Here is a 19,320-nt window from a genome sequence, read left to right as displayed (position 1 = left end):
GCGGCGCGCGCGATCACGCGCCGCGCTGGATCAAACGCCGGGCCGCCTTACGCGAGCGCCTCGGCATGCGAATAAATGGGAAACTGGCTGCACAGGTCTCGCACGCGGCTGCGCACGGCGCGCTCGACCTGTTCGTCGCCGCCCGGTTCGCGTTCGAGCGCCGACAGCACCTCCAGAATCATTTGCCCGATCTGCTCGAACTGCGCCGTGCCGAAGCCGCGCGTGGTCCCCGCAGGCGTGCCCAGGCGAATGCCCGAGGTGACCGTCGGGTTCTGCGTGTCGAACGGAATGCCGTTCTTGTTGCACGTGATGCCCGCGCGCTCCAGCGCCTTCTCGGTCTGCGTGCCCGTCAGTCCCTTCGAGCGCAGATCGACGAGCAGCAGATGGTTGTCAGTGCCGCCCGTCACGAGGCTCACGCCGCCCGACTTGAGCACATCGCCGAGCGCCTGCGCGTTGCGCAGCACCTGATCGATGTATGCGGTGAATTCCGGGCGCAGCGCTTCACCGAAGGCGACCGCCTTGCCTGCGATCACATGCATCAGCGGGCCGCCCTGCAAGCCGGGGAACACGGCCGAATTGATCTTCTTCGCGATGTCGCCGTCGTTCGTGAGGATGAAGCCGCCGCGCGGTCCGCGCAGCGTCTTGTGCGTCGTCGACGTCACCACGTCGGCGAAGCGGATCGGGTTCTCGTGACGTCCCGCTGCGACAAGGCCCGCGATGTGAGCCATGTCGACCATCAGCAGCGCGCCGACGCTGTCGGCGATATCGCGGAACGCGGCAAAGTCGAGTGCGCGCGGATATGCCGAATAACCTGCGATGATCAGCTTCGGACGATGTTCCTCGGCAAGCCTGCGCACCTGGTCGTAATCGATGCGGCAGGTTTGCGGGCTCACGCCATACTGCACTGCGTTGAACCATTTGCCCGACAGCGCGGGACGCGCGCCGTGCGTCAGATGGCCGCCCGCATCGAGCGACATGCCCATCACCGTATCGCCCGGCTTGACGAGCGCGAGCATCACCGCGCCGTTCGCCTGTGCACCCGAATGCGGCTGCACGTTGGCGAATTCGGCTTCGAACAGTGCCCTCACGCGGTCGATGGCGAGCGCTTCGATCCGGTCCACATGATCGCAGCCACCGTAATAACGCTTCGACGGATAGCCCTCGGCGTATTTGTTGGTCAGCACGGTGCCTTGCGCTTCCATCACCGCCGCCGAGACGATGTTTTCGGAAGCAATCAGTTCGATTTGCGTCTGTTGACGGCGCAATTCGAGCGCGATCTCCGATGCGATGACAGGGTCGCGGCTCTGGAGCGTTTCTGCAAAAAAGCGCGAGTTCTCGTTCACGTGGTTACTCCGGGTATTGACGTGTGAAGCATGTATTGCGGGTGGCGCGCTGATGACTTATTGCTGCAACCAGGCTTTCAGCTTTTCCGGGTGTGCATCGACGAACTTCTTCGCGGCCGTCGCGTAGTCGTTCGTGCTGTTGCCTTCGAATTCGATCGCCTCGACGTCGGCGAGCGTCAGCTTGAAGTGCTTGAAGAACACATCGGCACGCGGGAATTTGGTAGCGAACTGCTTCGACGCGAACGCGTGCACCTGTTCTTCACCGCCCAGCGTGCCCTTCGGGTCCTTCAGGTAGCGCATCTGCCACTTCTGGAACAGCCAGTGCGGGCTCCAGACGGTCGCGACGATCCACTGCTTCGACTGATAGGCACGCTGCACGCCTGCAAGCATGCCCGCCTCGCTCGACGATTGCAGGTTGTAGCCGGCGAGGTCGTAGGCCTTGATCGCCTTTTCTGAGGCCTGCATCAGGCCGCCGCCGGGCTCGATGCCCTGAATCGTGCCGTTCAGCTTGCTCTTCACGTCCGGCTTCTCGAGATCGGAAATCGTCGAGACCTGCGACTCGGGGATATACGCGGGCACGGCCCAGCCGTTCTTGCCGCCTGTGTAGATGACGCCGACGTCTTCCATGTCGTTCTTGTACCGTGCGTAGTAGGCACCGTGCGTCACGGGCAGCCATCCGCCGACCATGATGTCGAGATCGCCGCGCGCCACGCCCTGATACTGGATGCCGATATCCGCCTGCACGAACTGAACCGGCTGCTTGAGTTGCGTTTCGAGCGCGTACTTGGCGACGTTCGCGACGGCCAGCACGTCGGCCCAGTTGGTCACGGCCATCTTGATCGGCTCAGCCGCGATAGCTTGTCCCGCACCGGCGCTCATCGCGACGACCGTCGACACGGCCAGCTTCGCTACCAGCGATTTGAACAGATTGGTCTTCATACAGTACTCCTACGCGATTATGGAATTTGTTGAAAATGAACAGCTATAGCGATGTGGCGTGCGTCTTTACTCTTTGCAGTGTCGGTCGATCGCGTCAGGTTCGAGCCGCGATCGCCGGCGAAAATCGTCGTTCAGGTTCGCACCGCAGTGCTCGTGGCGGCAGGCTTGGCGGGCCGCACGCTGCGTCTGGTCTTCTTCGCCTTCAGTCCGAAGCTTTCCGTGAGACGGTCGAGTACGATTGCCAGCAGCACGACGCCCAGTCCGCCTTCGAAGCCGATGCCGATGTCGAGCCGCTGGATGCCGCTCAGCACATACTCGCCGAGTCCGCCCGCGCCGATCATCGAGGCGACCACGACCATCGACAGCGCCATCATGATGGTCTGGTTCACACCGGCCATGATCGACGGCAACGCATTCGGCAGCTGGATTTTCCAGAGCAGTTGCGAATCCGTGCTGCCGAACGCGCGGCCGGCTTCGAGCAGTTCCTCGCGCACCTGGCGAATGCCGAGCGTGGTCAGACGCACGACAGGCGGCATCGAAAAGACGATCGTGGCGATCACGGCAGGCACGCGGCCCAGACCGAACAGAATGACGGCGGGAATCAGATAGACGAAGGCGGGCATCGTCTGCATGAAATCGAGCAGCGAACGCAGGATCACTTCGACGCGCTTGTTGCGCGCGCCCCAGATGCCGAGCGGCACGCCTATGACCAGACTGAAGAACGTCGCCGCGATCACCAGCGCGAGCGTCGAAACCGTCTGCGCCCACAGACCCATGTAGTGAATCACCATCAGCGCCGCGCCGACGAACACCGCGAACACCACGCCGCGCCGCCACAATGCGAACGCGACGAGAATCACGAGCATTGCAACGAACGGAACGGCGGCGAGTCCGTCTTCGAGCAGCTTGACGACGGCGCCCAGCGCAGCCGAAAACGCATCGAAGCCGCCGCGGAAATGCTGAAAGAGAAAGTTGACGGCGTTTTCTGCAAACTTTCCGATGACTGACGAGTTCATGCTGCTCTCCGTTCCATGACCTGCTTGAGTATCGTGCGGCACGACACGACGCCCGCGAGCTTGCCCATCGTGTCGGTGACGGGTACGTCGTGTTCCTGGCTCAATGCGATCGTCGCGAGCTGATGCAGGTCCGCATCCAGCGGGACGGCGGTCACGTCCCGGACGAACGCTTCGCGGATAGGATGCGCGCCCGACTTGTGCAGCGACGCCGGCGTGACGCAGCCCTGATAGCGGCCCGCTTCGTCGCACACGTAGCCGCACTCCACGCCGCTATCGATCAGCTGGTTCAGGTAACGCTCGCACGGCGCGCCGATATCGCAGGAAATCAGTCCGCGCTCGACCGTCGTCATCAGGCTCGACGCCTTCAGGAAACGCGACACGTCGACGTTGCGGAAGAAGTCGCGCACGTAGGCATCGGCGGGCGACTGGATGAGTTCGGCAGGCGTGCCGACCTGGATCAGGCAGCCGTCTTTCATGATGCCGATGCGGCCGCCGATCTTGATGGCTTCTTCGATGTCGTGCGAAATGAACACGATGGTGCGCTGCTCTTCCTTCTGAAGCCGCAGCAGTTCGTTCTGCATTTCGAAGCGGATCAGCGGATCGAGCGCCGAGAACGCTTCGTCCATCAGCAGCACAGAAGGATTCACGGCGAGCGCGCGGGCAAGGCCGACGCGCTGCTGCATGCCGCCCGACAGTTCGCCCGGCAGCAGCTTTTCATACGAGCCGAGGCCCACGCGCGTCAGCGCGGCGCGCGCCACCGCATAGCGGTCCGCCTTCTTGAGGCCGGCGACTTCAAGGCCGTACGCGATGTTGTCGAGCACCGTGCGGTTCGGCAGCAGCGCGAACGACTGGAACACCATCGCCATCTTCTTGCGCCGCACTTCACGCAGCTCCAGCGTCGACATCGGCGCGATGTCGCGGTCTTCGAGAATCACCTGACCGGACGTCGGCTCGATCAGCCGGTTTAGCAGGCGCACGAGCGTCGACTTGCCCGAACCCGACAGGCCCATGACGACGAAGATCTCGCCAGCCTTGACGCTCAGGCTCACGTCGTTGACGGCGACCATGTTGCCCGTCTGCTCGAAGATCTCGTTTCGTCCGAGGCCTTGCTTGATCAGCTCGACGGCGCGTTCGGGCTTCGGTCCGAAAATCTTCGACAGATTCCGGACCTTGAGGATATCGGTGCCCGAAACAGCGATGGGTTTTGCCAGCGCGGAAACATCTTCCGCCTGGAGTGCGCCCGGATGGAGTACGCCCTCGGGCGCGAATGTCAGGTTTGGGGTCATTCTGTCATCCCAACTGGCGAGTTCAGGAAAGTGGAGCGCGCGACATTGCGAATGCGCGAGCCCTGCAGGTCGAACCCAGGCGAAAAGACTCAATAGCAAGCGTCGCGAGGCGATCGACCCGAACAAGTCACTACCGATCACACGAAAGCCAGCATATTCGTGCGCTTTAGCAGTTCCTCGTCGGTGCTTAGTGCATGTATTGCAGATTAGCAAGCCAAATTGACTCATCCATCTACATTTTGTGCGCACTTATCCATACCTTTGGTAATGCAAGACATTTGTGCAGCGTGCACTAAAAAGATCAGAAATTGGTAAGGGCTGGCTGAGCGCCAGCACTGGCGCGGCTTTGCGGCCGTTTCGCGGACACGGCGAGGCCGTCTGAAAGGCGCTTTCTTTCGTTATTCGAACCATGGTTTATAGGGAATGTCCCAGGGCGAGGCGATTCACCCATCACTTTTTCGCGGGAAAAAGGCCGGTTTTTTAGCTCTTTTAGCGTTGCAGCGTGAATACGCGCCTACTTCGACGCCGTTCGCGGGTCTGCTTCGTCGGAACCTGTCGAGCGGGAGGACGAACCGGATGGCGTGACGCATCCTTCCAGCGCGACGATGGCTTTCTTCGCGACGGCCATCGTCTCTTCGCACACGGCGCGCCGGACGGAGCGAGGACAGCCGCCATTCGAGCTGACCTGCTCGACGGCCGAACGCGCCCTGTCGAGCGCGGCTTGCGGCGACCCGGCATCCTTGATCAGCCTGGCGATATTGAAGGCGCTGCCCGACGGCAGCACGACGTAGTCGGGACACGTGGAGTCGGCGCGCGCCTGCGTTGCGAGCAGCATTGCACACGTGACGGGAAGCAGCGCAGCCATGTGCGTCATGACGCCGGAGATGATTTGCATGATGGGCGACCTCCAGATAGACATCGAATCCGCGAGTCGGGGTCACCCTTATTCAATTCGTTGACTGGCAACGCCGCGCAAATCGCATCTGCAACACACGTTATAGACGCAGATCCTTAAGCGCGACTGACGTGAACGCGCTTCGGGCCGGGCGTTTCGTCTAACGAGTCAGTGCGTGGCTGCCGGAGGCACGACTCGGATCGTCAACTCCACGATGTAGCGATCGATATGCCGCCATTCCACGCAAGACCGTCCATCATCAAAAGCGCGGATGACATTCGAACGTGAGTTCGGACTCGTGGGCTTCGAGAGCTCTCACGCCTTTCGACGACTCGGACACCACGCTTGGCACCGCGCCGCGTTGTGCGCAGAAATCGCTCGCGCTCTGCATGACGGCCTTATGCGACCTCGCCCACGCGACGCTTCCGCCCGCAGCCGATGCGTGCAGGGTAAAGCGCCCGGAATCGCCTGTCTGCACGACGGAACCGGAACTCGCGCATGCCTGCATCAGCAGCGGCATGAGCGCGGAGAGCGCGATGCGTGCGATCCTTCTTCGCGCGGCGGGTGTCACGCGTTGCCTGATCAGATCATTCAGATCCGACAGGACATGTTTGATTCCCAATGTTTTCACAGCGACCTCAAGGCTGAATGCTTGCACCTGCATGATGCGGTGCACGACAGCGTTGAAGTATGAATCGCGCCCGTCTCGCGGTCAGCTAGCGAAGTTGCAACACAGTGTTCGCCCTGCACAACACTGGCCGTGCGATGCCTTGCTCAAAGCGCTTCCTGACACAGCGACATCATTCTCTGCACCATGGTGCTCGCCTCGTTCAATTCCATCTCGCTCGTAAAGAGCGCATTGACGCTCGACAGACGCACGGCAATGCCCGCCTCCAGCAGATCCTGACTGGCAATCTTCAGCGCGAGCTGACCGATCCTGACGCGGTCGAGCCAATACATCTTCACGTCGTTTTTCGCGAGCCAGCGGCGGCAGCATTCGACCACGTGATCGACGCGCCATTCCTGCGTCAGCGCATACGACGCTGCCGCAATAGCCACGAGATAGCACAGCAGCTCGGGACGCGCGCTGTCCGCGTCATTGAATTCGGGCTTGAGCATAAGTTGTGGACCTCAATTCTGTTTGTCCTGTCTTCAATACGTATGTGCTTAGGCACTGAAAACAACCTGCGCGCAAGGCAGATGAGACGCCCTGTCAAGCGCCTCGTTCCACCCGCTTCGGCGAGCGTAAGGGGCAAGTCTACGCCTTTTTGCGCACCCGCCAATTAGCGGGCGCACGTTGCGCACGATGCTAGGTTGTCAGCCGCCGATAGGCGTTCAGATGCCGCAACAAACCTTGCTTGTCGCCGAGGTTGTCGAGCAGGATCGCGAGGTTGTGATGCGCATCGGCATACGATGGATCGAGCGCAAGACAACGCTCGTAACTGCGTTCTGCTTCGTCGAGCCGGTCCAGCCCCTCCAGCGCGACCGCGCGATTGAAATGCAGCACGGCGTCGTTCGGGAAATGGTCTAGCGCTTCATCGAATACGCGAAGCGCGTCGTCGCAGCGCGCTTCCGTTTCGCACAGCAGCGCGCCGAGATCGACATATGCGGCATAAAACGGTTCCTTCGCCAGTTCGATTGCGTTTCGATACGCCTGCTCCGCGCCCTTCACGTCCGACCTCATCAGTTGCCCGCCCAGGTCGTACCAGTCTTCGGCTTGCCGCGCGGCGTCTTCCGGCTTCGGCGCCGACTCGAGGAACACCACATCCCCTTTGATTTCGGCGATCTCGAAGTCGAGCAGTTGCTGTCCCGTGATCGCGTCCCACTGCGCGGGCCCCGTTCTCACCGCGATGTCGTTGCCGATAGCCGTCACGCGGATTCCCGACAGCGGCAGTTCGTCAGGCAGTTCGGTGCGCAGCCGCGTCAATGCCTGGATGATCCGGCGCGGCGGAATATTCGACGCGCGCAATTGCAGCGCGGTTCTGAGCAGCACCACGTCCTGAAACGTGAAGCGCAGCGCATTGCGCGGCCCGCGTGCGGGCGTGACGAAGCCGGCGCCGATCAGTCCGGCGATGATTCGCCGCGAGACGCCCAGCATCGATTGCAACTCACGCATCGTCAGGCTGTGCGGCGCGTCGTTTGCCGTCACTTGCGCGCCCGAACCTTCGCGGGTGCCTCGGCAGGCGCCTTGGCCGCGCGCGCCGCCGGCTTGCGGGCCCGCGGCGCCTCAGCGATCTCCGCGACGGGTTCGGCTGCCTTGCGCTTCGGCGCAGCCGCAGGCCTCGCCTTCGCGCCGCCACGCAGGCTCGCGCGCAATGCTTCCATCAGATCGATTACTTCGCCGCCTTCGGCGGGTGCGTCGGCGCGCTCGGTCGAAATAACCTGCTTGCCTTCGATCTTGCGGTCGATGGCCGCGAGAATGCGCTTCTTCTCCTCGTCCTCGTACGCGGCGGGATCGTAATGATCTTCCGTGCCCTGCTCGATGATCTGCATCGCGAGCTTGAGCTCCGACGCCGACACATCGACATGCTCGATATTGAGTTCTTTCATCGAACGCACTTCGTCGGCGAACAGCAGTTGCTGGAACACCAGCCCGTCTGCGGAAGGCCGCACCTGCACGATCCGCGTCTTGCCCTTGGACGCCCACTTCGCCAGCGCGCAGCGGCCGCTTTCCGCGAGCGCCTGCTGCAGCAGGCTATACGGCTTGCCACCGCGGCGGTCGGGTGCGATGTAGTACGCCTTGTCGTAGTAGACGGGATCGACCGATTTTTCGGGGATGAAGGCCACGATCTCGACGACGTGGCTCGCGCTTTCCTCCAGCGCTTTCAGCTCGTCGGCGGTAAATACGACGAATCGGTCCTTCTCGAACTCGTAGCCTTTCTTCATCGACGATCGCTCGACGACCGCGCCGCTCGATTCGGAAATGTATTGCTGCTTCACGCGCGAACCGTCGGGCGCGAGCATGTTGAAGCGCACGTCCGACGAGCTTTCGGTCGCGGAATACAGCTTGACGGGAATCGAGACCAGCCCGAACGAGAGGGACAACGATGCAATCGAGCGTGCCGCCATGAGCTTCTCCCCATGAGTTTCTTTCCCGAACTGCGTCGACCGCCTGCCCGCCGGGTGCCGGATAAGCGGGCAGGATCGTCACGCGCGCTGAAAAATACGCTGAACGCTTTCGCAAAGCTTAGCACCGCGCCCGCAGGGTTCAACCCGCGCGGCGTATTGCTGCTCGCTGCTGTCCGACCTCGCCGGCCTCAGCCCAATATCAACCCAAAATGGGATGAGACTGGCCGGGTATCGGCCAGCCGCGGTTGTCGGTCGGCACGAGCTGGGTCTGAAACGCGACGAACAGCGCCTGAAAACGCCCGTCCACTTCGACCATCACCGCACCGTCCTGGAACGTGCCGTTTTCCGACGAATGATCCCGCACGCGGCTGCCCGGCTGCGGCTTCGGATTGCCCTGATTCATATGCGTTTCGTGCAGGCCGTCGTGCTGCGGCTCGAACAGGAAACCGAAGCCGTACACCGTGACGCTCTTCGTCGGCTTCCAGCCGCGCCGCATGTCGTTGCCGCTCTTGCCGGGGTACAGATAGTCGACGGGGGCGGCCGATATGTCCAGTTGCAGCATGCCATTGACGAGCGCGTTGATGTCGTGGTGCTCGGTCGCGGTATCGAGCGCGATGGGGCGCATGGTCGACAGATCGACGAGGCGCGAGTCATGCACGTAATCGAGCGTGGGAAACCCGGCCTGCGTCAGTCCTGCCGGGAGCTTCGCGAGGTCGGCTGTCATCGGATGATCGAAGTACTGATTCCACGCATACAGCACGTGATACCCCGCCGCGCCCGTGAGCGAACTGTCGGACTTCACGTTGGTGACGATCCGGAATTCGCCGCCGTTCGCGTCGTTGACGACGATCACGTAGTGCGGGTCGCCCTTGTAGCCGTCGAGAAAGGGCACGCCGAGCTTCAGCGCGCCCTTGAACACGACGTAGACGTTCGCTTGCGCCATGCGATGGCTCCGGGAACGATTTACAGCAGTGCGATCACGCGCACGTCGCCCTGCTCCGCCGACGCCACGACCTTGCCCGCCACGCGCCGGAACGTGATCGACACCGACGCGTCGCCGACGCGCAGATCGCCGATTTCGATCCAGTCAATGCCTTCGGGCAGCATCGGCTGCTCGATCAGCACTTCGCGGCGTTGCGCGTCGATCGTGATGCCCAGACATGCTTCGAGCATCATGAACGGCGAGCCGGCTGCCCACGCCTGCGGCAGACACGCGACGGGGTAAGCCGTCGGCTGTTCGCCGCGGCGGCGCGGGAAGCCGCAGAAAAGCTCGGGCAGACGCATGTCGAAATTGACGGCCGCCTGGAACAGCGCCTGCAGCAGCCGCACGGCCGCCGCCTTCGCGCCGTAGCGCGCGAGACCGCGCGCGCATAGCGCGTTGTCGTGCGGCCAGACCGAGCCGTTGTGATACGCCATCGGATTGAAGCGCGGCTGGCCGGCCGCCAGCGTGCGCACGCCCCAGCCCGTATGGAAGAGCGTCGATTCGAGCGCACGCGCGACGGCTTCCCCGCGTTCGCGCGACGGCAGGCCGAACGCGAGCAGATGACCCGCATTCGACGCCAGCACGCGGCACAGCTCGCCCTTGCCGTCGAGCGCGATGCCGTAGAAGCGCGAATCGTCCATCCAGTACTTGTCTTCGACGCACGCGCGGATCGCCGTGGCACGCTGCGTGTAGCGCACGGCGTCGTCGGACTGGCCGCGCAGCATCGCGAACTGCGCCATCATGTCGAACGCGGCGCTGGCGTAGGCCTGCACTTCGACGAGCGCGATCGGCCCCTCGGGGAAGCGGCCGTCCGCGTGGAACACGGAATCGTGACTGTCCTTCCAGCCCTGGTTCGCGAGACCGCCGTCGGACGCGCGCTGATAATCGAGCAGGCCGTACACGTTGCGGTCGCATACGCCCGCCACCCACTTCGCCGCCAGTTCGAGCGCGGGCCATAATTCGTCGACGAGCTGCGTGTCGCCCGTGCGCGCCACGTACGCGCCCGCCAGCACGATGAAGAGCGGCGTCGTGTCGACCCCGCCGTAGTACAGCGCGAACGGCACCTCGCCCGTCGCCGCCATTTCGCTGCGGCGCATTTCGTGCATGATTTTGCCGACGGCGGCATCCCGGAACGCCGAATCTTCCTTCGCCTGATGCTCGGCGAGAAAGCGCAGCACGCCGCGCGCGAGGCCCGGCTGCAACCACAGCATCTGCAGCGAGGTGATCACGGCATCGCGGCCGAACGGCGTCGAGAACCATGGAATGCCCGCATACGGATACGGGCCCGTCGCGAGGTCGGTCGTCAGCAGATTCAGGTCGGCCTGCGACCGGTCGATCCACGCATTGAACAGCGGATTGCTCGAGCGCACGCGCGCCGACGCGCGGCGCCGCTCGCGCATCACGAGGTGCGCATCGACGAGCGCCGCACGCACGGCCGTGCGGCCCACGCGCGGGCGCGCCGCGTCGATCTGCGAGACGTGCAGCCCGGTGACGGTGTGGGTGGATTGCGGCACGTCGACGTCGGGCGTGCCCTTGTGCGCCGCGACCTCCACGGCCACGGACAGATAGATCGACACGCACGCCTGCGCGGGCAGCTTCACCGAATAGTCGGCGCGGTCCGCCAGCAGCTTGTCGGGCATCGGCGAAAACGCGACGCGCACATGGCGCGCCACGTCGTCGAGACCGATATAGCCGAGCAGCACTTCGTTCTTGTGCACGCGCGGCGGTTCGACCGTGCCCTGCTTCGCGCGCTTCAGCCCGCGCACTTCGAACATGTCGCGGAAGTCGCTGGCAAAGGAGATCGACAGCGGCACGACGGCGTCCGTCGTGCCGTAGTTGGTCAGCTCGATCGCTTCGTTCATCACCGTGCCCGACAGCACGCGCACGCGCTCGACGTGGATCACGCCCTCCGGCGTGCTGTCGCCGCCGAGAGGCGGCAGCGGCCGGTTGGTCAGATGCGCGGTGAATGACGTGTTGTCGCTGCCGACGCTGCCCGACAGCAGCGACGGCGCGCGGCCGCCGAAAGTCAGGCGCAGCGTCGACAGCACGCGGGTGTCGTTGACGAACAGGCCGTCGTCGTGGCCGGTGACGTCGCCCAGGGGATCGTTGACGATGAACGTGCCGCCCGATTTCAGCACATGCTGGGTCGCGCTTGCGACGTTCAGGTTTTCAGGCGCGATGAATGCGCCATCGCTCTCCTCGCCGCGATAATCCACGCCGCCCTGATGGGTCAGCCCGCCGAGTGCTTCTGGATCCTGCATCAGCTTGCTCCTGTGCTAGTGGCTTTGTTCCGGTGATTGTAGAAGGTTCGTGCGATTACGACAGAGGATAGTGTCGCGGGTGCCCCGATTCTTCATGAAATTTTCATTGAAAGGCAACGTGAAGGATGCATGGCACGGGTCGTGCTGTCATACGGAATATCGTGCACGCCGGCAATGCGTCGCCGTGGCCGTTGCCGGTCGACGGGTGGAATTTGCACAGATTATTTCGTCATCCTTTGCAATTTCGCTATGCCGCCGCAAATGAAAAAGGCGCCGCTCCCCTTATGCGGGAGCGGCGCCTGTGCTTTCAGACGAGGCCGCGGATAGCGGCGTTCAAAAGCAAGCCTGAGCGTGAATAACCTTTAGCGCTTTGCGACCGGCTTCGCTTCGCGCGCCGTTTCGCCGATGAACAGCTGACGCGGACGGCCGATCTTCTGCTCGGGATCGGCGATCATTTCGTTCCATTGCGCGATCCAGCCGACCGTGCGCGCGAGCGCGAAGATGCAGGTGAACATCGCGGTCGGAATACCGAGCGCGCGCTGCACGATGCCCGAGTAGAAGTCGACGTTCGGGTACAGCTTGCGCGACACGAAGTATTCGTCTTCCAGCGCGATCTTTTCGAGCGCCATGGCGAGCTTGAACAGCGGGTCGTCGTGCAGGCCCAGTTCGTTCAGCACTTCGTGACAGGTTTCGCGCATCAGCTTCGCACGCGGGTCGTAGTTCTTGTAGACGCGGTGGCCGAAGCCCATCAGCTTCACGCCCGAGTTCTTGTCCTTCACCTGCTTGATGAACTCAGGAATGTTGTCGACCGAGCCGATTTCTTCGAGCATGTTCAGCGCGGCTTCGTTCGCGCCGCCGTGCGCCGGGCCCCAGAGGCAGGCGATCCCCGCTGCGATACACGCAAACGGATTCGCGCCCGACGAGCCTGCCAGACGCACCGTCGACGTCGACGCGTTCTGTTCGTGGTCGGCGTGCAGGATCAGGATGCGGTCCAGTGCGCGGACCAGCACGTCGTTGACCTTGTACTCTTCGGCCGGGTTCGAGAACATCATGTGCATGAAATTCGCGCTGTACGGCAGGTCGTTGCGCGGATACACGAACGGCTGGCCGATCGAGTACTTGTACGCCATCGCGACGAGCGTCGGCAGCTTCGCGATCATGCGGATCGCGGAGACATCGCGATGCAGCGGGTTGCTGATGTCGAGCGAGTCGTGATAGAACGCCGACAATGCACCGACTGCCGCGACGAGAATCGCCATCGGATGCGCGTCGCGGCGGAAGCCACGGAAGAAGAAATGCATCTGCTCGTGCACCATCGTGTGCTTCGTGACGGTGTCTTCGAATTCTTTCTTCTGCTGCGCATCCGGCAGTTCGCCTTTCAGCAGCAGGTAGCAGGTTTCGAGGAAGTCCGCGTTTTGCGCGAGGTTGTCGATCGGATAACCGCGGTACAGCAGCTCGCCCTTGTCGCCGTCGATGTAGGTGATCGCCGAATTGCACGAGGCCGTCGACATGAAGCCCGGATCGTAAGTGAACTTGCCCGTTTGGCCGTACAGCTTGCGAATGTCGATTACATCCGGACCCAACGATCCTTTATAAACGGGCAGTTCGATCTTCTCGTCGCTATCGGAAAACGACAGCGTGGCTTTGGTCGTTGATACGTTCATCTGGAATTCCTTTCGACATTGCATTGCTGGAGACACGCAAAACACGTGTGGCCGGGCTCGCGGCGGGAAACACGCGCATTGAACGAATGATTCATGCACTGGCTACTGCACGTTTTGCCGCATCCGGCAGCCGTCAGCATTCTACGGCGCGCAAGCCATTTGATTGCATCGCTTGCACGCAACAATCCATCTCGCACCAAGCAATACTCGACGCCTGCACAAGCCATTTCATCGACAGACAAATGAAAGTAAGCGCATCAGGCGCAACAATGTTTTGCTCCGGGGCGGGCCGTCAAACGCAAGCGCGTCTGAGATACTGAACCTGTGTTTAGCTTCCCCTGCAAACACATTGCTGTCCTGGACCCGCCCGTCACCGGCGGGTCTTTTTTAAAAGTCAGGCACAGGAACAACAGGAATAAACAAAATGAACATGAACATCGACACGCTCTTTCCCGCGACCGAAGAAGCCGAAGAAGACATCGTCGTCACGGCCTTGAACCATCAGGACATCGTGCTCGCGATGTCGGCGGCGCTGGCGACGGAAAAGGTCGCCGTTCTGCACATGCTGTATCCGCGCACCGACGCGCGCACGCATCGCAGCCTCGACGAACTCGTCGACCGTCTGCATGGACATGGGCTGCATCAGGTCGCGCGTCTCGTGTCGCACGAAGCCCACTATCTCGTGTTCAAGGAACCGCAGAAGGCGTGGAAGGCGTTCAACGAGATCCGCCACGACTCGCTCGCGATCGGCGTGCATCTCTACTATTGCGGTCTCGTCGGCGAACCGGCCGAGCGCGCGCTCGATATCGACGCGCACGCAAAAGACTGACCGGTCAATGAAGTCTCAACGCGTGCGTTGAATGAACGCGTCGACGAAACGGTTGAAGGCGGCAGGATGCGCGAGATTCATTCCGTGCGACGCGCCCATCACCGTTTCGCGGCGCGCATCCCGTAGCCACGTTGCGAGCGTTTCCGCCGCGCGCCGGAACATCAGCGGACTCTTTTCGCCGTCGATCAGCAGCACCGGGCACTTCACGTCCGACGCGCCTTCAGGCGTATAAGCGGGCAACGGATCGCGAAACTGACGCGCGAGCGTGTGCGCGTTGTCCGTCGCCATGCGCCGGAATCCCGGCGTGCTCTTCGACCAGAAACCGGGGCGGCTCACGGAATCGACGAATAGCTGCAAGCCCGCGTCGACCTCCCCCGCTTCGATCAATTGCGCGGCGCGCGCACGCAGCGCATTCACCGTTTCCGGCAAACTCGCGGGCGCACGTCCGGCGATCTGCAACGGCCCGCCCGGATCGGCAAGCGTCAACGTCTTCACATGCTGCCCATGACGCCGCGCGAAGTGATACGCGACGCAGCCGCCGCGCGAGTGACCGACGACATGCGCCGGCCCCGCGCCATACAGTTCGATGAACTGCGCGACTTCATCCGCGTGATCGCTCCAGCTGAACGGATGCGAAGCAGCCGTATCCGTTGCGGGCCAGTAATGCGTGAGACTCACGGCGACACAGCGATACCGCTTCGACAGACCCGCGAGCTGCGGTTCCCAGTAGCGGTAATCGCACAGCGAGCCATGCACGAAGAGCAGCAGCTCGCCCTCGCCCTGTTCGACATACGGCATGCGCAAGCCGTTGGGCAATTCGATGGAAAGTGCGGATGAAGCGGAAGTCTGATTCACTGAGAGAGGCGGGAATGAAAAGGCGCGCATTATCCACGATAAGCGCGCCGCAGAAGCCCCATTCTCACATGACGCCGCCTTGCGCGTGCGCAGCCAGCCATGTCAAACGATTGCGTCAGTCGTACGCCGACATCTCGAGCAGGCCTGCGCTCGCCGCCGCGCCGGCGCCGCGCACGGCGCACGTCAGCGGTTCGTCGGCGACGCGTACTTCGAGGCCCAGTTCGTTGCTGAAATAGCGCGCGAGATTGCCGAGCAGCGCACCGCCGCCCGTCAGCACGATACCCGCGTCCGCGATATCCGTGACGAGTTCGGGCGGCGCGCTCTCCAGCGCCGTCTTGACCGCGGCGAGCACCTGGCGCAGCGGCGCGGCGATCGCGTCGACGACATCCTGCGTCGACAGTTCGACCGTGCGCGGAAGGCCGTCGTCGACGCCGCGTCCCGTTGCACGCATCGTGTCGGGCGGCACGATGGCGAGCGCCGAGCCGATCGTTTTCTTCACGAGTTCCGCCGTCTGCTCGCCGAGCAGCACGCCGAAGTTGTTACGCACGTGCTTGATGATCGCGGCATCGAGCTGGTCGCCGCCGACGCGGATCGAGCCGCTGTAGGCCGTGCCGCCAAGCGCGATCACGCCGATTTCCGTCGTGCCGCCGCCGATGTCGACGACCATCGAGCCCGTCGCCGACGACACCGGCAAGCCCGCGCCGACAGCCGACGCGAGCGACTCGTCGATCAGGTTCACCTTCCAGGCGCCCGCCGCCGCCGCCGCCTCCCGGATCGCGCGGCGCTCGACCTGGGTGGCGCTGGACGGCACGCAGATCGTGAACGCAGCGCGGCGCGCGAAGAACGGACGCGGACGCGCCATGTCGACGAACTGCCGGATCATGTGTTCGGCGGCGGGGAAGTTGGCAATCACGCCGTGACGCATCGGCCGCACGGGCTCGAGGTTGCACGGCGCGCGGCCGATCATCTGCTTGGCCTCGCTGCCCACCAGCGCAACGCGCTTGCGTCCCGTCGCCGCATCGTGCTTGTCGAAGCACACTACGGACGGCTCGTTCAGCACGATGCCGCCGTCGTCGGTATAGATCAGCGTATTGGCCGTGCCGAGATCGACCGCCACGGACTGGCGGAACAGGCGTCCAAAAAGCGATGACTGCGCATTCGATCTGGCCATGATCAGGCTCTTTTGAAAGAAGTGAGCTGCCTTTGCGGCAGCGAAAATGTCAAACGTACGGCGCGATGAAGCGACGCGTTCGTGCGTCGGAAAGTTTTTCCGGCTCTTGAGCGCATATCGGCAAATGCCCGGCGAACTTTAGGAGGATGAACTCGAAACTGCCTTTCGGCCGCTTACATGCGCGGCCGTTCTGACAGTTCGCGGGACGGGATTCGATGCGAGATGGATCAGCTGCGAGCAAGCGGCGCGAGCGCGCGCACGAGTGCGTCGCGGCCCAGCGCCACGCCGTCGCCGGAAATCGTGTGGCCGACGCCCGGCAGCGCGAACGCTTCGACGTCGAAGCCCGCGTCGTGCAGCGCGATGGCGGCACGTTCGGTTTCGTCGACGGGAATCACGGCGTCGTCGTCGCCGTGGATCAGCGTCACGGGGGTGGCGCTGTGCGTGGTGACGGGCGACGCGAGCCGCCCCGAAAACGCGACCACGGCGGCCGCGCCCTGTGCGTTCGTCGCCACGTGATGCAGCGACATCATCGAGCCTTGCGAGAAGCCTACCAGCGCGAGCTGGCCGTAGCCGAGGTGCCAGTGCGCGAGTTCGGCGTCGAGCATTTTCTGCAGCGCGGGCCATGCGGCGGCGACGCGGCCCGGACGGTTATTCGCGTCGACATCGCGCAGACTGAACCACTGACGGCCGCCGAAGCCGCCGTCGAACGGCTCGCTGCCGTCGAGCGAAACGAACGCCGCTTGCGGCAGCGCTTCGCGCCAGATGTCCGCGAGCGGCACGAGATCCTGAGCATTGCTGCCAACGCCATGCAGCAGCACGACGAGCGCCGTTGCCGGTCCATCGGCGGGCGCGAGCCGCCAGCCGTTGTCGAATTGTTCCCAGGCCATCGCCATCATCCTTTCGCTTTCTTTCTGTCGCGCGGCGCGCACCGCGGGCATTGCGCCGTTGCCATGTCACGCGCAGGCGGCAGCATACGCTGCGCGCCCTGATTTTGCGTGAATTTCGTGCTGACCGTCAGCGGCGCCCAACAGCAGACGCACGCGCACGACGCCGCACTGGACAACGCAATTCTGATTCGCTCCGCGTGGCGACTGCGCACCTTGCCGATGCCGATGGGCGCTTGCGACTATCATCGGCCTTTTATCCGTCTGCCGCGCCGCTTTTTCCCTGCCCGGAGAACCGTTTGAGCGAACCGACCCAACCCGCCGGACCAGCCGACCAGCCCGCCCCCCCGAAGCCCGCCGCAGCGCCGCCCGCCCCGCCGCTGCATGGCAGCCAGCTGGTGCTCGCGACCTTCGCCGTCGCGCTCGCCACGTTCATGAACGTGCTCGACACGTCGATCGCCAACGTCGCGATCCCCACCATTTCCGGCAACCTCGGCGTGTCCGTCGACGAAGGCACGTGGGTCATCACCGTGTTCGCGGCGTCGAACGCCGTGGCAATTCCGCTGACGGGCTGGTTCACGCAGCGCTTCGGACAGATCAGGCTGTTCGTCAGCGCGATTCTCGGTTTCGTGATTGCGTCGTGGCTGTGCGGCGTCGCGCCGTCGCTGCCCGTGCTGCTGTTCGCGCGCGTGCTGCAAGGCGTGGTGGCCGGCCCGCTGATTCCGCTGTCGCAGTCGATCCTGCTCAGTTCGTGGCCGAAAGAAAAATCGTCGACGGCGCTCGCGCTGTGGGCGATGACGGCGACCGTCGGCCCGATTGCGGGACCGGCGCTCGGCGGCTGGATCACGGACAGTTATTCGTGGTCGTGGATCTTCTACATCAACATCCCCGTCGGCATTTTCGCGGCGGGCGTCACGTGGATGATCTACCGCACGCGCGAAACGCCGACGCGCAAGCTGCCCATCGACATCGTCGGCCTCGGCCTGCTGATCACGTGGGTCGCGTCGCTGCAAATCATGCTCGACAAAGGCAAGGATCTCGACTGGTTCGGCTCGCCCGTGATCGTCGCGCTGGGCATCACGGCCGTCATCAGCTTCGCGTTCTTCCTCGTGTGGGAGCTGACGGAGCCGAACCCGATCGTCGATCTGCGCCTGTTCAGGCAACGCAACTTCCTCGGCGGCACGATCGCGATTTCCGTTGCGTACGGCGTGTTCTTCGGCAACCTCGTTCTGTTGCCGCAATGGATGCAGGAGTATCTGAACTACCGTTCCGTCGACGCCGGGCTCGTGACCGCGCCGCTCGGCATTTTTGCGGTGATCCTCGCACCCGTGATGGGCCGCGTGCTGCCGCGCTCGGACGCGCGCATCATCGCGACGCTCGCGTTCGTCGGCTTCGCGATCGTGTTCTTCATGCGCTCGAAATACGTGATCGAAATCGACACGTGGCATCTGGTGCTGCCGACGCTGCTGCAAGGCATCCCGATGGCGATGTTCTTCGTGCCGCTGACGGCCATCATCCTCGCGGGACAGCCGGGCCCGAAAGTGCCCGCGGCGGCAGGCCTGTCGAACTTCGTGCGGGTGTTTTGCGGCGCGGTGGGCACATCGATCGCGGGCACGGCATGGAACAACCGCACGATCCTGCATCACGAGCGCCTGACGGAACAGGCCAACGCGACCAACCCGGTGTTCGCGCAGCAGACCGAAGCGACGCAGACGCTGCTGCACGTGAGTCCGTCGGCATCGAATGCGCTGTTCGATTTCACCGTGAACACGCAGGCCGCGATGATGGGGCTGAACGACATCTTCTATGCGTCGGCGATCATCTTCGTGCTGATCATCCCCTCATCTGGATCACGCGGCCCGCGCGAGGCGGCGGCGGAGACGCGTCCGGCGCGCATTGATCCTGCTCACCCTGTCCGGAATGGGACGCCGGGGGCGTCTGTCGCGGCGCCCCCTGAGCACCGCGACAGACGACGACAACCCGCGCTAGCGGCGCCTCCAGCGTCACCACACGCGCCCCCGCCACGAACTGCGACGCTCGACAAGTCCGGTCGGACGGGGCGGACCATCGCCACACATTCCGTGTTTACGCTGGCGATCAACTTCGAGCAGAAATGACGCGAGCGG

The 19,320-nt window shown here is 63.4% G+C and carries 16 protein-coding genes and 1 pseudogene; 2 read left to right on the top strand and 15 right to left on the bottom strand.

Translation table 11 applies throughout. The annotated features are described in order from the left end of the window. Nucleotides 1-47: 47 nt before the first annotated feature. The 12 genes from glyA to gltA all read right to left on the bottom strand — a co-directional run bounded on the left by glyA (nucleotide 48) and on the right by gltA (nucleotide 13,455). Nucleotides 48-1,343: a serine hydroxymethyltransferase gene (gene glyA, locus FRZ40_RS28155; protein WP_147236286.1), complete on the bottom strand. Its 1,296-nt coding sequence runs from the start codon at nucleotides 1,341-1,343 to the stop codon at nucleotides 48-50. Between the two features lie 57 nt (nucleotides 1,344-1,400). Then, the gene (locus FRZ40_RS28150; RefSeq protein ID WP_028366535.1) at nucleotides 1,401-2,282 is read right to left on the bottom strand and encodes a glycine betaine ABC transporter substrate-binding protein; all 882 of its coding nucleotides are present in this window, start codon (nucleotides 2,280-2,282) and stop codon (nucleotides 1,401-1,403) included. Between the two features lie 131 nt (nucleotides 2,283-2,413). Then, nucleotides 2,414-3,298 (bottom strand): ABC transporter permease, encoded by an 885-nt coding sequence (locus FRZ40_RS28145; RefSeq protein ID WP_028366536.1) that lies wholly within the window; start codon nucleotides 3,296-3,298, stop codon nucleotides 2,414-2,416. Continuing rightward, nucleotides 3,295-4,584 (bottom strand): quaternary amine ABC transporter ATP-binding protein, encoded by a 1,290-nt coding sequence (locus FRZ40_RS28140; protein ID WP_028366537.1) that lies wholly within the window; start codon nucleotides 4,582-4,584, stop codon nucleotides 3,295-3,297. The genes FRZ40_RS28145 and FRZ40_RS28140 overlap by 4 nt, the downstream gene beginning before the upstream one ends. Nucleotides 4,585-5,098: 514 nt before the next feature. Beyond that, a complete protein-coding gene (locus tag FRZ40_RS28135) occupies nucleotides 5,099-5,479 on the bottom strand; it encodes a hypothetical protein (RefSeq protein ID WP_028366538.1) in 381 nt (126 codons plus the stop codon). 259 nt (nucleotides 5,480-5,738) lie between these two features. After that, nucleotides 5,739-6,110 (bottom strand): hypothetical protein, encoded by a 372-nt coding sequence (locus FRZ40_RS28130; RefSeq protein ID WP_240057305.1) that lies wholly within the window; start codon nucleotides 6,108-6,110, stop codon nucleotides 5,739-5,741. Between the two features lie 143 nt (nucleotides 6,111-6,253). After that, nucleotides 6,254-6,598: a hypothetical protein gene (locus FRZ40_RS28125; protein ID WP_028366540.1), complete on the bottom strand. Its 345-nt coding sequence runs from the start codon at nucleotides 6,596-6,598 to the stop codon at nucleotides 6,254-6,256. A 190-nt stretch (nucleotides 6,599-6,788) separates the two neighbouring features. Continuing rightward, entirely contained in the window at nucleotides 6,789-7,628 is an 840-nt protein-coding gene (locus FRZ40_RS28120; RefSeq protein WP_147236284.1) for a tetratricopeptide repeat protein, read from the bottom strand. Then, nucleotides 7,625-8,548 carry a non-homologous end joining protein Ku gene (ku, locus tag FRZ40_RS28115; RefSeq protein WP_147236283.1) on the bottom strand — a complete coding sequence of 308 codons (924 nt, stop codon included), beginning with the start codon at nucleotides 8,546-8,548 and terminating at the stop codon, nucleotides 7,625-7,627. The genes FRZ40_RS28120 and ku overlap by 4 nt, the downstream gene beginning before the upstream one ends. Nucleotides 8,549-8,747: 199 nt before the next feature. Further along, complete coding sequence (locus FRZ40_RS28110) at nucleotides 8,748-9,491, bottom strand: YukJ family protein (RefSeq protein WP_147236282.1); 744 nt, start codon at nucleotides 9,489-9,491, stop codon at nucleotides 8,748-8,750. Nucleotides 9,492-9,511: 20 nt separating this feature from the next. Continuing rightward, complete coding sequence (locus FRZ40_RS28105) at nucleotides 9,512-11,791, bottom strand: amylo-alpha-1,6-glucosidase (protein WP_147236281.1); 2,280 nt, start codon at nucleotides 11,789-11,791, stop codon at nucleotides 9,512-9,514. A gap of 362 nt (nucleotides 11,792-12,153) precedes the next feature. Beyond that, nucleotides 12,154-13,455: a citrate synthase gene (gene gltA / locus FRZ40_RS28100; RefSeq protein ID WP_147236280.1), complete on the bottom strand. Its 1,302-nt coding sequence runs from the start codon at nucleotides 13,453-13,455 to the stop codon at nucleotides 12,154-12,156. Nucleotides 13,456-13,879: 424 nt separating this feature from the next. Between gltA and FRZ40_RS28095 the strand changes: the two genes are divergently transcribed. Further along, nucleotides 13,880-14,284, top strand: a complete 405-nt coding sequence (locus FRZ40_RS28095; RefSeq protein ID WP_028364614.1) for a hypothetical protein — start codon at nucleotides 13,880-13,882, stop codon at nucleotides 14,282-14,284. Nucleotides 14,285-14,299: 15 nt separating this feature from the next. On the opposite strand, the gene FRZ40_RS28090 is transcribed toward FRZ40_RS28095, so the two are convergent. The 3 genes from FRZ40_RS28090 to FRZ40_RS28080 all read right to left on the bottom strand — a co-directional run bounded on the left by FRZ40_RS28090 (nucleotide 14,300) and on the right by FRZ40_RS28080 (nucleotide 17,197). Then, nucleotides 14,300-15,082, bottom strand: a complete 783-nt coding sequence (locus FRZ40_RS28090) for an alpha/beta fold hydrolase (protein WP_028364615.1) — start codon at nucleotides 15,080-15,082, stop codon at nucleotides 14,300-14,302. 172 nt (nucleotides 15,083-15,254) lie between these two features. Next, complete coding sequence (mreB, locus tag FRZ40_RS28085) at nucleotides 15,255-16,310, bottom strand: rod shape-determining protein (RefSeq protein WP_147236279.1); 1,056 nt, start codon at nucleotides 16,308-16,310, stop codon at nucleotides 15,255-15,257. Nucleotides 16,311-16,537: 227 nt separating this feature from the next. Beyond that, the gene (locus FRZ40_RS28080; RefSeq protein WP_147236278.1) at nucleotides 16,538-17,197 is read right to left on the bottom strand and encodes an alpha/beta hydrolase; all 660 of its coding nucleotides are present in this window, start codon (nucleotides 17,195-17,197) and stop codon (nucleotides 16,538-16,540) included. A 296-nt stretch (nucleotides 17,198-17,493) separates the two neighbouring features. Between FRZ40_RS28080 and FRZ40_RS28075 the strand changes: the two are divergent. Further along, nucleotides 17,494-19,094: pseudogene (locus FRZ40_RS28075) on the top strand (DHA2 family efflux MFS transporter permease subunit). Nucleotides 19,095-19,320: the final 226 nt, after the last annotated feature.

This window comes from Paraburkholderia azotifigens, assembly GCF_007995085.1.
Classification (GTDB): Bacteria; Pseudomonadota; Gammaproteobacteria; order Burkholderiales; family Burkholderiaceae; genus Paraburkholderia; species Paraburkholderia azotifigens.
The sequence above is the reverse complement of the archived record's forward strand: the minus strand, read 5'-3'. Positions and strand labels throughout refer to the sequence as shown.

What these genes read in the sequence shown, in the direction of transcription:
- ku (WP_147236283.1), bottom strand. Translation starts at nt 8,548, where the DNA reads ATGGCGGCACGCTCGATTGCATCGTTGTCCCTCTCGTTCGGGCTGGTC.
- FRZ40_RS28140 (WP_028366537.1), bottom strand. Translation starts at nt 4,584, where the DNA reads ATGACCCCAAACCTGACATTCGCGCCCGAGGGCGTACTCCATCCGGGC.
- FRZ40_RS28145 (WP_028366536.1), bottom strand. Translation starts at nt 3,298, where the DNA reads ATGAACTCGTCAGTCATCGGAAAGTTTGCAGAAAACGCCGTCAACTTT.
- FRZ40_RS28090 (WP_028364615.1), bottom strand. Translation starts at nt 15,082, where the DNA reads ATGCCGTATGTCGAACAGGGCGAGGGCGAGCTGCTGCTCTTCGTGCAT.
- FRZ40_RS28125 (WP_028366540.1), bottom strand. Translation starts at nt 6,598, where the DNA reads ATGCTCAAGCCCGAATTCAATGACGCGGACAGCGCGCGTCCCGAGCTG.
- FRZ40_RS28105 (WP_147236281.1), bottom strand. Translation starts at nt 11,791, where the DNA reads ATGCAGGATCCAGAAGCACTCGGCGGGCTGACCCATCAGGGCGGCGTG.
- mreB (WP_147236279.1), bottom strand. Translation starts at nt 16,310, where the DNA reads ATGGCCAGATCGAATGCGCAGTCATCGCTTTTTGGACGCCTGTTCCGC.
- FRZ40_RS28150 (WP_028366535.1), bottom strand. Translation starts at nt 2,282, where the DNA reads ATGAAGACCAATCTGTTCAAATCGCTGGTAGCGAAGCTGGCCGTGTCG.
- gltA (WP_147236280.1), bottom strand. Translation starts at nt 13,455, where the DNA reads ATGAACGTATCAACGACCAAAGCCACGCTGTCGTTTTCCGATAGCGAC.
- FRZ40_RS28110 (WP_147236282.1), bottom strand. Translation starts at nt 9,491, where the DNA reads ATGGCGCAAGCGAACGTCTACGTCGTGTTCAAGGGCGCGCTGAAGCTC.
- FRZ40_RS28095 (WP_028364614.1), top strand. Translation starts at nt 13,880, where the DNA reads ATGAACATGAACATCGACACGCTCTTTCCCGCGACCGAAGAAGCCGAA.
- FRZ40_RS28080 (WP_147236278.1), bottom strand. Translation starts at nt 17,197, where the DNA reads ATGGCCTGGGAACAATTCGACAACGGCTGGCGGCTCGCGCCCGCCGAT.
- FRZ40_RS28135 (WP_028366538.1), bottom strand. Translation starts at nt 5,479, where the DNA reads ATGCAAATCATCTCCGGCGTCATGACGCACATGGCTGCGCTGCTTCCC.